This window comes from Streptomyces sp. NBC_00083 (genome assembly GCF_026343295.1).
Lineage (GTDB): Bacteria > Actinomycetota > Actinomycetes > Streptomycetales > Streptomycetaceae > Streptomyces.
Genome location: NZ_JAPELY010000003.1, coordinates 396,990 through 409,567, shown reverse-complemented (window position 1 = coordinate 409,567; position 12,578 = coordinate 396,990). Strand labels below are relative to the sequence as shown.

The window sequence follows — 12,578 nt, the reverse complement described above, 5'->3', positions numbered from 1 at the left end:
ACCGACTCGCATGATCTAGGAGAACTACTGGTGACGGACGGCTTCTTGGTTCCGGGACCGGCAGCCACGGGCCCCCTCGCGGCCGTCATCGCCCGTGTGGCCGAGCTCGCCGGAAAGCTCGGAATGGATCATGCGGACGTCTTCGACGTCCACCGGCTCTCCGAGGCCTCGGGCGTTCCCGCCGACGTGGTGGGCGCGCTGCTCGACGGCCGCCCGGCCGGCGAACCCGATCTGCAGGCGCGCTTCCTGCAGCGGTTCGGCCTGCTGCGCAGCACCCGGCGCAAACCCAACGGCCGCCCGCACACCCAGCAGGAGATCGCCGACGGCGCGGGCATGTCGCGCCAGCAGGCGGGCGCCCTGATCAACGGCGACCGGCGCCCGACCATGGAGCACTGCGACGCGATCCAGCGGTTCTTCGGCGTCCACGCCGGATTCCTGACCGCCGACGACACCGACGCGCTCGGCGGCGCCCTGCTCCGCACCGAGCAGGAGCTGCTCCAGCAGCTCGCGGGCCGCGAGCGCGAGGGGGCGGCGCTCGGCGCCCCGGGCGGCGACGCGCTGGAGCGCCTGCTCCAGGACCACGGCGTGCGCGGCATCGCCTGGCGGGCCGCCCAACTCCCCACGGACAAGCACCGCGACAAGGTCACCGAATGGCTGGACATGCTCCTGGAGAGCGTCAAGCGGTCGGAGTCCTGACATGCTCCGCACCACCCGGCCCCTGCGGTCCGCCGTGCCCGTCGGCCTGCCCGGACAACGGTGTCCGTCCATTTCAGGCCTCACGGTGATGCCGAGTTCAACGAACTCCGGCTCAATGTTGACTGGATCAATCGCGCACGGCTCGGCAGAGTGCTGGACAGTGACGGGTTGCTCGACGAAGTGCTGCTCGATGAACGGCTTGCGGGGAGAACGGTGGGCATAGGCAAGGAGATGCGCCGGCTGTGCGGCGAGCTGGTCGCGGGGATCACCATCCCCGCCCCCGCGGAGCCGACCGCGCTGTACGCCGCCCTGTGCGAGGGCATGAGCCGGCGCCGGGGCCGCCCCGTCGAGTTCCGCATGGCGGCCTTCCCACCGGGCACCGCGAGCGGCCTCTGGCTCGACATGGCCGACCGCGACCTGGTGGTGGTGGAGGAGCGTACCGCTCCTGACCATCAACTGGTCATTCTGGGGCATGAGTTGTGGCATATGGATGCCGGGCACAGTAGTCATCACCTGGAGGGCGCCACCGTCGCGGCACGTCTGCTGCGCTCGGAGGGCGACCTCGGCGCGGCCGTACGCAAGGTGGCCGCCCGCACCCGCTCCCACCTCGCGGAGGAGACCGACGCCGAGAGCTTCGGGCTGCTCCTGGGGAGCAAGTGCAGGCCCTGGCTGGAGGCTTCCGGCGGGCGGGGACCCGACCGCGAGCTGCTCGCCGGCCGCATCGAGGCCGCCCTGGGCTATCGCTGGCCACAGGGCTGATGCGTGAGGGACCCCGAGTTCTATCTGCCCGCCATCCTGCTGGTCACGGCCTTCGCCTGCCGACTGCCCGGCATGCGGCAGACCTGGCGCGATCCATTGCTGCGAACGGTCAACGCCCTGCTCGCCGTGGCGAGTTCGGTGTTCTTCTTCGCCGCCCCGACCACCATCGCGCAGATCAACAGGCTCACCGGGGTGGCCAACTTCTCGGCACCGTTGGTGTATTCGATCCTCACCGCCTTCAGCGCCTCCTGTCTGGTGCTCATCATCAACTGGCGCGGCGGCCCTCCGGACGCCGCCCGCCGGGCGACTCTGCGGTGCGTCACCGCGTACTCGCTGGTGATCGTCGCCCTGTTCACCCTGTTCGCACTCGCCGACGCCCCGGTCGAGCGGCTGCGGGACCTCGACACGTACTACGCCAACACCCCGTACATGCGCGAGATGATCGTCCTGTATCTCGTGGCGCACACCGTCGCGGCGCTGGTCACCACCTGGCTGTGCTGGGGGTGGTCCGTGAAGGTGCACGGCTGGCTGCGGGCCGGGCTCGTCCTCATCGTCACGGGCTACCTGCTCAACCTGGTCTTCGACGCGGTCAAGTACGTGTCGGTGGTCGCCCGTTGGCTGGGCCATGACCTCGACTACCTGAGCACGGGGGCGGCGCCGCCCGTAGCGTCGATGTCCGCGCTGCTCATCGGCTCGGGGTTCATCATCCCGCTCGTGGGACCCAGGATCTCGGAGACCTGGGAATCGTGGTCCGCCTACCGCAAGCTCGGTCCGCTGTGGCGTGCGCTGCACGAGGAACCGGCGCCGCCGAGCGCCACGGTCAAGATGGCCTGGTGGTCGCCGGCGCAACTGCGTCTGACCCAGCGCGAGTCCGGCATCCTCGACGGCTTCCTCACCCTTGCACCGTACTTCGACCGCGCACTGCACGGCGATGCCCTCAGCGCCGCGATCCGTTCGGGTGCCGAGCGGAAGCAGGCCGAGGCTGTCGCGGACGCGGCTATGATCGCCGCCGCGCTCACCGCCAGGGCAAGGGACCCCGAGGGCACGTCCCTGGGGGCCGTCGATCCGGACGCCGCCCCCACCATCGGGCGCGCCCGCGATCTGATCGGCGTCTCCCAGGCGTACCGCCGTTCAGCCATTGTCGAAGCAGTCCGCGGCAACGCGGCACGGTCGGAGAGCACGCAGCCATGAGCACATCGGACGTCCCGTCGGCACCCTCCCACAGACACAGGGCGGTGGTCGTCGGCGGAGGGCTCGCCGGCATGCTGGCCGCCGCCGCCCTCAGCGACTCGGTCGACGAGGTCACCGTGATCGAGCGGGACGTCCTGCCGTCCGGCCCCGAGCCCCGCAGCCATCTGCCACAGGCCCGGCACGCCCACATCCTGTGGTCGGGCGGCGCGGAGGCGATGGAACGGCTCCTGCCGGGTGTGAGTCAGGCGTGGCTCGCCGCGGGAGCGCGGCGGGTCCCGCTCACCTCCCAGATGGTCGCGCTCTCACCGCAGGGCTGGTACCGCCGCTGGCGCGAATCCCACTACCTGATCTCCTGCGGCCGGGACCTCCTGGACGCCACGGTGCGCGACCGGGTCCTCGCCCTGCCGAACGTGACGGTGCTGGACGCGACCCGGGTACTCGGGCTCGTGGGCGACGCGCACCGGGTCACGGGTGTACGGGTTCGAAGGCGCGACGGCACCGAGGAGCTGCTCGGGGCCGGACTCACGGTGGACGCTAGCGGCCGCGGCACGCACACCCCGCGCTGGCTCGACGCCCTCGGCGTCCCCGCCGCGCGGGAGGAGGTCGTCGACCCGGGCGTGGTCTACGCCAGCCGCCTCTATCGTTCACCGGCAGGTGACCAGAGCTTTCCCGTGGTCAACGTGCAGGCGAACGCCCGCGCGGCCGAGCCCGGCCGAACCGCCGTCATCCTCCCCGTCGAGGACGGCCGGTGGCTGGTCACGCTCTCGGGTACGCGCGGCGCCCGGCCCACCTCCGACCCCGAGGCCTTCGGGCCCTTCGCTCTCGCCGCCCGCCATCCGATCGTCGGCCGCCTCATCGCAGGGGCCGAGCCCCTCAGCGAGGTGTCCACGTTCGCGCACACCGCCGGCCGCCGGCACTTCTTCGAGAAGGTCAAGGGCTGGCCGGAGGGATATGTGGCACTGGGCGACGCCGTCGCGGTGTACAACCCGGTGTACGGACACGGCATGTCCGTTGCGGCGCAGGGCGCGCTCGCGCTGCGCGAGGCGCTGGCCGCTCACGGCGTGACCGCCCCGCGGCTCGCCCGGCGGGTCCAGCGCGCGGTGGCCGGCCCGGTGGGCACCGCCTGGCTGCTGGCGGGCCAGGACATCTTCTATCCCGGGGCAACTGCCCGTCGGCCGCGCATGATCGAGCGGATCCTGGGGCGTTGCGTCGACCGCCTCATGCGCACCTCGACCGGCAACTACACGGTCGCCACGGCGCTGACGGATGTCATGACCCTCACCGCGCCCGTCACCAGCCTCCTGCGCCCCGCCGTGCTGCTGGCCGCCTTCCGCGGTCCCGGCCGCCCGCAACTGACGGAGCCTCCGCTGACGGATCGTGAACTCGCCCTAGTACAAAGCCCGCAGAAGACCCCATAGGCAGAAAGGGCGTGCGGGGAACGCGCCCCGTCGATTTGGGGCGCGCAACCGAACTTCCATAGGATCCGGCGATGATCACCAGAAAACGTCTGGCGGCCGGAGTGTGCGCGCTGGCCGCCACTTTCGCCACCGGCATCCTCCCGGCCGCGGACACGGCCTCCGCGGCCCCCGGGCCCGACGGACAGACCGCGCAGGCCGCGCCCAAGGTCGACCTGGTCCTCGACGTGTCGGGATCGATGCGGACCGCGGACATCGACGGCAAGTCCCGGATGGCCGCCGCGAAGCAGGCGTTCAACGAGGTACTCGACGCCGTCCCGCAGGAAGTGCAGCTCGGCATACGGACGCTGGGCGCCAACTACCCCGGCGAGGACCGCAAGGTGGGCTGCAAGGACACTCGCGCGCTCTACCCGGTCGGCCCGCTGAACCGCACCGAGGCGAAGACGGCCGTGGCCACCCTCGCACCCACCGGCTGGACCCCGATCGGGCCGGCACTCCAGGGCGCGGCGGCCGACCTCAAGGGCGGTGACGCCACCCGCCGCATCGTCCTCATCACCGACGGCGAGGACACCTGCCAGCCGCTCGACCCGTGCGAGGTGGCCCGTGACATCGCGGCGCAGGGCATCCACCTCACCATCGACACCCTCGGCCTGATCCCGGATGCCAAGACGCGCGAGCAGCTCACCTGCATCGCCGAGGCCACCGGCGGCACCTACACCTCGGTGCAGCACACCGATCAGCTCTCCGGCAAGGTCAAGCAGTTGGTGGACCGGGCGGCCGACCCGGTCGTCGTGCCCGTCGCCACCAGCGGCACCGCGAGCTGTGAGAGCGCTCCCGAGCTGAAGCCCGGCCTCTACACGGACCGCGAGAAGTTCGCCGAGCACCGCTCCTACAAGGTGAACGTGCTGCCGGGGCAGGAACTGCGCGCCTCCGCCAGTATCGGCATGGACCGCCAGACCAACCCCGACTACGGCATCCTGCTGCGGGCCGTCACCGCGCACGGCCGTGAGATCGTACGCGGCTCCGAAGCGGGCGACGGCCGGACCGATCTGATCTCCACGGGGCTCCGCTACCCCAAGGCCCCCGCCGACGACTCGGACGACAAGTCGACTCCGGAGTCGGTCTGCCTCCAGGTGTCCAACTCCTTCTCGGCCGGGCCCGGCGTCAAGACCGACCCCGGGCTGCCGGTCGAGCTCGCCATCGACGTGGTGGACGGCCCCGGCCACGCCTCCGACGTGGCCTCCTTCGGCCTCGGCCGGGGCTGGTGGCTGCTGGGCGCCCTCGTGCTGACCGGACTCGTCGCGGGCTTGGTGTGGGGCTGGATCTCGCGCTGGCGCATCGCGGTCTGGCGGACCAACTGATGCCGAACCACACCTATCGCCCCGGGGGCCGACTGATGCGTACCGTAGGGAAGTTGACGGCCACCGCACTGGCGGGTGCCGCGCTGACGGGCGCGGCGCTCCTGGGCGTCGGAGCCGGGACCGCGCTCGCCGACTCGCCCTCGCCGAGCCCCACCGCGTCGAAGGGCGACGCGGCGCCCACGGAGGCGGGGACGGCGTTCCGCACGGCGGTCGCGGTGCACCAGGGCCAGCAGGCCACGGCGTCCGGGTCCAGCGGCGACTACCTGTACTGGATGTTCCCCGCCGACGCCGGGCAGCGCCCCACCGTCACGGCGAAGGTCACGCTCCCCGACGCGGCCTCGCGGCACGGCGCCTCCACATGGCGCGTCGACGTGTACGACGGTCTGCGCCGGCGCCAGCCCTGCATGTACGGCATGCAGTCCAGGTCCGCGGCGCAGGACGCGGCCACCGTCGAGCTGTCCTGCACCCTGCGGCCGACGGTCGCCTGGGCCGACACCTGGTCCACCGATCCGCTGCCCGGCACGTACTACATCCGGCTGACGGCGGTCTCGCTGCCGGAGACCGACCGGGGCCTGCCGTTCAAGGCGGAGGTCGAGCCGACCGTCCTGGACACCGGTGGCGCCCACGCCGTGGACGGCACGCTGTCGACGCCGCTCGGCGCGAAGTCCGCGGTCGAGCCGGACGGCGGCTGGGCCTCGGGCTGGTGGACCGACCGCTGGCTGTGGACGGCAGCGGGTGGACTCCTTGCCGCGCTCGCCGGCATCGGCGGCTACAACCTGACCCGCGGCCGCGGCCGCCCTTCGCGGGTGCCGCACGGGTCATGAGAACCGGCCGAGCCTGAGAGCGCTCCGGGCCCGCGCGGGGTTCCGCGGGGCCCGGGAGTCGGCACAGGGCTGAGAGCGCTCCCGCCCCGCGCGGGTCCTGCGGGGAGCACGGGAGCCGGCACGGCCTGTGCGGCCTGAGAGCGCTCCCGCCCCGCGCGGGACCTTCCAGGCCATGCGGCCGGCCCGGCCCGAGAGCGCTCCCGGCCGCCTTCTCGCCTCTCCCTGCCCGCCCTCCCCGCCCCGGGGACGGCGGGCAGGCCCCTTTCCGGCGGCGCCGCATCGGCGCCGTACGCCGCCGGGCCGAGTCATCCGTACGAGACTCTGGGGTACGCGACCGAGCACCGCCTCCCCCAAGGAGTTCACCGTGTCCTCAGCTTCGACCACGCCCACCGTCGCCGTACTCGGCACCGGCATCATGGGGTCCGGCATGGCCCGCAGTCTGCTGCGGGCCGGGCTGTCCGTGCGGGTCTGGAACCGCACCCCGGACAGGGCCGGGCCGCTGGCCGACGACGGGGCCACGGTGCTCGCGGACCCCGCCGAGGCGGTGCGCGGTGCGGATGTCGTGCTGACGGCGCTGAACGACGGGCCGGCCGTGTCCGCCACCCTCGAAGCCGCCGCCGACGGCCTGCACTCCGGCCAGCCGTGGCTCCAGACCTCGACCGTAGGACCGGACGCGACGGTCCAACTCGCCGCACGCGCGGCCGAGTTGGGTGTGGCGTACTACGACGCCCCCGTCCTCGGCACCAAGGCGCCCGCCGAGGAGGGCAAGCTGACCGTGTTCGTGTCGGGGGCTCCCGAGGGGCGGGAGCGTCTCGCGCCGGTGCTCGACGCGATCGGGCAGCGGACGGTCTGGGTGAGCCACGAGCCGGGCGGTGCCTCGCGGCTGAAGCTGGTCGCCAACACGTGGGTGATCAACCTGGTCGGCGCGGTCGCCGAGTGCCTCGGGCTGGCGGAGAGCCTCCACGTGGACCCGCGCCTCTTCCTGGACGCGGTCGCCGGCGGCCCGCTGGACACCGGCTATCTGCACGCGAAGTCCGCCGCCCTCCTCACCGGCGACCTCACGCCGAGTTTCGCCCTGACCACCGCTCTCAAGGACACCCGGCTGATCCTGGAGGCGGCCGAACAGGCAGGCGTACGGCTCGACTTGACCGAGGCGTCGGCGGAGCGCTTCGCGCGGGCCGAGGCGGCCGGACACGGCGCCGAGGACATGATCGCCACGTACTACGCGGGCCGCGTCCAGGACTGACCCGGCACGGGCGCGAGCGCGAGGGCCGGGGCGGTCGCCGGGACCGCGCCGGTCCGGACGCCGTGCGCGCCCGCCCGCGCCGTCCACCACCCGAAACTCCGGCGAGAAGGTCCCGGCCGGTTCGATAGCATGGCTCTGCCCATCGGGCGGGGGCGTCACCTGGTGTGAGCCCCCGGGTGGGCCTCCCTACCTGGGTTCGCCGCGGCCTCGCCGCGGTGCCGCACGTACGAACATAAGGAGCATCCGAGGATGTCTCGACACCTGATCACCAGCGCGCTGCCGTACATCAACGGGATCAAGCACCTGGGCAACATGGTCGGGTCGATGCTCCCCGCGGACGTGTACTCCCGCTACCTGCGCCAGCGCGGCCACGACGTCCTGTACATCTGCGCCACCGACGAGCACGGCACCCCCGCGGAGCTGGCCGCCAAGGAGGCGGGCCTTTCCGTCGCCGAGTTCTGCGCGCAGGCGCACGACACCCAGAAGGCGATCTACGACGGCTTCCAGCTGGCGTTCGACTACTTCGGCCGCAGCTCCTCGCAGCAGAACGTCGAGATCACGCAGCACTTCGCGCGGAAGCTGAAGGAGAACGGGTTCATCGAGGAGCGGGCGATCCGCCAGGTCTTCTCGGTCGCCGACGACCGCTTCCTGCCGGACCGCTACATCGTGGGCACCTGTCCGCACTGCGGCTACGACAAGGCGCGCGGCGACCAGTGCGAGAACTGCACCCGCGTCCTGGACCCGACCGACCTCCTGGAAGCGCGTTCAGCGATCAGCGGCAGCAGCGACCTGGAGGTCCGCGAGACGCGGCACCTCTTCCTGCTCCAGTCCAAGCTCCAGGGCGAGGTCGAGGAGTGGATCGACCGGGTCGGCGGCGAGTGGCCGCAGCTCGCGTCGTCCATCGCCCGCAAGTGGCTGACCGAGGGCCTGCACGACCGCGCGATCACCCGCGACCTGGAGTGGGGCGTGCCGGTTCCGGCCGACACCTGGCCGGAGCTGGCGGCCGAGGGCAAGGTCTTCTACGTGTGGTTCGACGCCCCGATCGAGTACATCGGCGCGACGAAGGAGTGGGCGGACCTCGACCCGGCGAACCGTGACTGGAAGTCGTGGTGGTACGAGCCGGAGGGCGCGGCCGACGTCCGGTACACCGAGTTCATGGGCAAGGACAACGTGCCATTCCACACGGTGATGTTCCCGGCGACCGAGCTGGGTGTGCGCGAGCCGTGGAAGAAGGTCGACTACGTCAAGGCCTTCAACTGGCTCAACTACTACGGCGGCAAGTTCTCGACTTCGCAGCGCCGCGGCGTCTTCACGCACGACGCTTTGGAGATCCTCCCCGCCGACTACTGGCGCTACTTCATGATGGCGAACGCCCCGGAGTCCGACGACACGTCGTTCACCTGGGAGCACTTCACGGCGACGGTCAACAAGGACCTCGCGGACACGCTGGGCAACTTCGTGAACCGCGTCCTGTCGTTCTCGCGCAAGCGGTTCGGCGACGACGTTCCGGCGGGCGCCGAGGCCGGTGCGGCGGAGGAGAAGCTGGGCGAGGAGATCGCCGGGCTTCTGGCCGAGTACGAGGGCCACATGGAGACGCTCCAGTTCCGCAAGGCGTCCGCCTCGCTGCGGGCGCTGTGGTCGGCGGGCAACTCCTATCTGGAGGAGAAGGCGCCCTGGCTCGAGATCAAGACCGATCCGGAGGCCGCCGCGCTGACGCTGCGCACGGCGATGAACCTGATCCACCTGTACTCGGTGGTGTCGGAGCCCTTCATTCCCACGTCGGCGAAGGCGATGCGCTCCGCGTTCGCGCTGGCCGACGACACGGCCGACTGGGTCACTCCCGAGCAGGCCAGGGCCCTGGACACGGTTCCGGCCGGCACGGCCTTCACCGTGCCGCCCGTGCTGTTCGCGAAGATCACGGAGGAGGACCTGGAGTCCTACCGTGAGCGCTTCGGCGGCGCCGACGAGGCGTGAAGCAGGCCCGAGGGGTCCCCGTCCGCTGCGGACGGGGACCCCTCGGCGGTGTGCGAGGTACGCGTACGGGACAGGGTGTACGGGTCAGGCGGTGAGGAGCGCCGGGTCGCTGAGGCCGGACGCGCCGGTCTCGACGTGTCCGGCGAAGCGGCGCAGGAAGGTGGAGTCACCGTCGGAGGTGACCGACACGTCGTACCAGTTCCTGCTGGAGCGCAGATTCACGGTGTAGTGGACGGTGGCACCGGCGGCCACCGTGACGGTGTAGGTGGCGCCCCCATAGGCCGCCGCGCTGGCGACCGTGAGGTGGACCGTGCTCGTGCCCGCGTTGGTCAGGGTGAGGTCGAGGTTCCCGGTGCCCGCGTTGTGGCGGGCGGTGACCTCGGGTCCCGCGGCCTTGCCCGGGTTCTGGAAGGCTCGCAGGAATCCGTTGGGCCCGTAGACGCTGAGGTTGGTGGCGCCGCCGGAGTAGGCCGTGTTCCATGTGTCGGAGATCGTCTTGCCCGCCTCCGTGGTGTAGGTCCAGGGGCCGTCCGTACGGTTCGGCGAGGTGACGAGGAACTGCGCGCCGGCCGACGCGCCGCCGCCGAAGGTGAGCGTGAACTTGCCCGTGCTCACGTTGGCGGATCCGTCGACGAGGGGCGCGTAGCGCAGCGGACGGGTGGGGCGGGAACCTCGCTCCTGCTTGGGCAGGGTGCCGGTCGCGGGTGGCACCGGCACATAGTCGGGGTGCCTGTTGTGGTCCGGCGGGATGTACGCGTCCGTGGAGGGCAGCGACGGCGCCGAGGAGGACGTGCGGCTGAAGTCGAAGGCCGAGGTCAGGTCGCCGCAGATCGCGCGCCGCCAGGGCGAGATGTTCGGCTCGTGCACACCGAAGCGGCGCTCCATGAACCGGATGATCGAGGTGTGGTCGAACGTCTCGGAGCAGGTGTAGCCGCCGGTGCTCCACGGCGAGACCACGAGCATCGGCACCCGCTGGCCGAGCCCGTACGGTCCTGCCGCGTAGCTCGCGTTGCCCGCGAAGTGGTCGAGTGCGGTCGCCACGGTGGACAGGCCCTGGTTGGCGTCGGCCGGCACATACGGCGGGACGACGTGGTCGAAGAAGCCGTCGTTCTCGTCGTAGGTGATGAACAGCGCCGTCTTCGCCCACACGTCCGGGTTGGACGTGAGCGCGTCGAGGACCTGCGAGATGTACCAAGCCCCGTAGTTGGACGGCCAGTTGGGGTGCTCGGTGAAGGCTTCGGGGGCGGCGACCCAGGACACCTCGGGCAGCGTCCCGGCCTCGACGTCGGCCCTGAGGATGTCGAAGAAGCCGTCGCCGTTCTTGGCGTCGGTGCCGGTGCGCGCCTTGTCGTAGAGCGGGTTCCCGGCCGCGGCGTTGCGGTAGCTGTTGAAGTACAGCAGGGAGTTGTCGCCGTAGTTGCCCCGGTAGGCGTCGTTGATCCAGCCCCAGCCGCCGGCCGCGTTCAGGCCGTCGCCGACGTCCTGGTAGATCTTCCAGGAGATGCCCGCCTGCTCCAGGCGCTCGGGGTATGTGGTCCAGCCATACCCCTTCTCGTCGTTGCCGAGGACGGGTCCGCCGCCCGTGGCGTCATTGCCCGTGTGGCCCGACCACATGTAGTAGCGGTTGGGGTCGGTGGAGCCGATGAACGAACAGTGGTAGGCGTCGCAGATGGTGAACGAGTCGGCGAGCGCGTAGTGGAACGGGATGTCCTCGCGCGTCATGTACGCCATCGTGGTGGCCGTCTTGGCGGGGATCCACTGGTCGTACTTGCCGTTGTTGAACGCCTTGTGGCTGCCGTTCCAGTCGTGGTTCAGGTCCTGGATGAACTGCAGGCCCAGCTTGTCCGCCTTGGGCCGGAACGGCAGCACCTCCTTGCCCGCGCCGACCTGGTGGAACACGGGCTTCCCGCTGGGCAGGGTGACGGGCCGAGGGTCACCGAAGCCCCGGACGCCCTTCAGGGAACCGAAGTAGTGGTCGAACGAACGGTTCTCCTGCATCAGGACGACGACGTGCTCGACGTCCTGGATGGTGCCGGTGCTGCCCGCGGCCGGGATGGCGGCGGCCCGCGCGATGCTCTGTGACAGCGCGGCGAAGGCGGCGGTACCGCCCGCGAGCTGCATGAACCGGCGCCGGTTGAGTTCAGCCATGAGTGGGGGCCTCTGCAAGCGTGAGGGAACAGGGGGGCGAGAGGGGTGTATCAAGAACACCCAGGGCCGCGAAAGCCCCCATGTCGTCACTGTGACACTCAGCAGTACGTCAAACGAACAGGAACCGCATGTGGCAGCGGGCACCGCACGTTGTGGAGTTTCTGTGGTCGCCTAGGCCATCCAGAAGAAGACGGCGGTCATCCGCTTGTCCTCGATGGTGGTTCCGCAGTAGCCGGTCGCGCTGTGCATGGTGTTGGCGGTATAGAGCAGCAGCCGGTTGTAGCGGTGTGCGACACGCACATCCTCGGTGAAGGAATCCGGCGGCACGAAGCGCGTACCGAGCGCTTCGACGAGGTTGTTGTGGGGTGCGGTCACCATGTTGCCACCGAGCACTCCGCCGGGCAGGCTCTGCCGGAAGAAACTGGTGCCGCAGTCCTTGGGGGCCTGCGGGCCGAGGTAGAGCACCGCCGCGTAGCGGCACAGCGCCCGGGAATCGGTGTGCGGGCGCGGCTCGCTCTCGCCGGCGCCGACGACCTGGATGCAATTGTGATTGAGGGTCGCGCCGCCCGGCGCGGTGGCCTGCCACAGCTCCTTCGCCCCGGTGTTGGCCTTGACCAGGCGCTCGACGCGGGCCAGCTCGGCCGGCAGGAGACCGGGCATGGCCCGCAGGCCCGGCCATGACTCGGGCTTGTACGGATATCCCTCGACCCAGTCGCTCTTGGCCACGCACCGCGCCCTCACCTCGTCGATGTTGGGCAGCACATCGTCCAACACCCAGTAATCCCGGCCGAGTTTGGGCTTGCGATAAGGAAGGACCGGGAGCGCCGGACGAATGGGGGGCATGCGGCCGACCATACTGGCGAGTCACTTCTCGCTCGCCTCCGAACAGGTCAACCTTCTCCCAATAGCGTGGAATTGAGGGGCGGGCGCTTTGGGAGGGGGCTCGCAAATGTCCGGTGCGTGA

Annotated in this window: 10 protein-coding genes; 8 read left to right on the top strand and 2 right to left on the bottom strand. The window is 70.9% G+C overall.

Annotated features, from left to right (window positions below):
• Nucleotides 1-30: 30 nt before the first annotated feature.
• The 8 genes from OOJ98_RS25720 (at nt 31) to metG (ending at nt 9,466) form a co-directional block, all read left to right on the top strand.
• Nucleotides 31-696: a helix-turn-helix transcriptional regulator gene (locus OOJ98_RS25720; protein WP_267057398.1), complete on the top strand. Its 666-nt coding sequence runs from the start codon at nt 31-33 to the stop codon at nt 694-696.
• Nucleotides 697-927: 231 nt separating this feature from the next.
• Nucleotides 928-1,455 (top strand): toxin-antitoxin system, toxin component, encoded by a 528-nt coding sequence (locus OOJ98_RS25715; protein ID WP_267058241.1) that lies wholly within the window; start codon nt 928-930, stop codon nt 1,453-1,455.
• Nucleotides 1,456-1,458: 3 nt separating this feature from the next.
• Complete coding sequence (locus OOJ98_RS25710) at nt 1,459-2,646, top strand: MAB_1171c family putative transporter (protein WP_267057397.1); 1,188 nt, start codon at nt 1,459-1,461, stop codon at nt 2,644-2,646.
• Nucleotides 2,643-4,064: an FAD-dependent monooxygenase gene (locus OOJ98_RS25705; protein WP_267057396.1), complete on the top strand. Its 1,422-nt coding sequence runs from the start codon at nt 2,643-2,645 to the stop codon at nt 4,062-4,064. The genes OOJ98_RS25710 and OOJ98_RS25705 overlap by 4 nt, the downstream gene beginning before the upstream one ends.
• A gap of 71 nt (nt 4,065-4,135) precedes the next feature.
• A complete protein-coding gene (locus OOJ98_RS25700) occupies nt 4,136-5,422 on the top strand; it encodes a VWA domain-containing protein (RefSeq protein WP_267057395.1) in 1,287 nt (428 codons plus the stop codon).
• Between the two features lie 35 nt (nt 5,423-5,457).
• Complete coding sequence (locus OOJ98_RS25695) at nt 5,458-6,246, top strand: hypothetical protein (RefSeq protein ID WP_267057394.1); 789 nt, start codon at nt 5,458-5,460, stop codon at nt 6,244-6,246.
• 364 nt (nt 6,247-6,610) lie between these two features.
• Nucleotides 6,611-7,492 (top strand): NAD(P)-dependent oxidoreductase, encoded by an 882-nt coding sequence (locus OOJ98_RS25690; protein WP_267057393.1) that lies wholly within the window; start codon nt 6,611-6,613, stop codon nt 7,490-7,492.
• Between the two features lie 249 nt (nt 7,493-7,741).
• Nucleotides 7,742-9,466, top strand: a complete 1,725-nt coding sequence (metG, locus tag OOJ98_RS25685; protein ID WP_267057392.1) for a methionine--tRNA ligase — start codon at nt 7,742-7,744, stop codon at nt 9,464-9,466.
• 84 nt (nt 9,467-9,550) lie between these two features.
• Here metG and OOJ98_RS25680 read toward each other — a convergent pair whose 3' ends face one another.
• Nucleotides 9,551-11,614, bottom strand: a complete 2,064-nt coding sequence (locus tag OOJ98_RS25680) for a phosphocholine-specific phospholipase C (RefSeq protein ID WP_267057391.1) — start codon at nt 11,612-11,614, stop codon at nt 9,551-9,553.
• Between the two features lie 171 nt (nt 11,615-11,785).
• On the bottom strand, nt 11,786-12,457 hold the full coding sequence (locus tag OOJ98_RS25675) for a DUF6445 family protein (protein ID WP_267057390.1): 672 nt from the start codon (nt 12,455-12,457) through the stop codon (nt 11,786-11,788).
• Between the last annotated feature and the right edge of the window lie 121 nt (nt 12,458-12,578).

Coding starts and splice junctions, on each gene's coding strand:
- OOJ98_RS25695 (WP_267057394.1), top strand. CDS start 5,458: ATGCGTACCGTAGGGAAGTTGACGGCCACCGCACTGGCGGGTGCCGCG.
- OOJ98_RS25700 (WP_267057395.1), top strand. CDS start 4,136: ATGATCACCAGAAAACGTCTGGCGGCCGGAGTGTGCGCGCTGGCCGCC.
- OOJ98_RS25675 (WP_267057390.1), bottom strand. CDS start 12,457: ATGCCCCCCATTCGTCCGGCGCTCCCGGTCCTTCCTTATCGCAAGCCC.
- metG (WP_267057392.1), top strand. CDS start 7,742: ATGTCTCGACACCTGATCACCAGCGCGCTGCCGTACATCAACGGGATC.
- OOJ98_RS25705 (WP_267057396.1), top strand. CDS start 2,643: ATGAGCACATCGGACGTCCCGTCGGCACCCTCCCACAGACACAGGGCG.
- OOJ98_RS25715 (WP_267058241.1), top strand. CDS start 928: ATGCGCCGGCTGTGCGGCGAGCTGGTCGCGGGGATCACCATCCCCGCC.
- OOJ98_RS25680 (WP_267057391.1), bottom strand. CDS start 11,614: ATGGCTGAACTCAACCGGCGCCGGTTCATGCAGCTCGCGGGCGGTACC.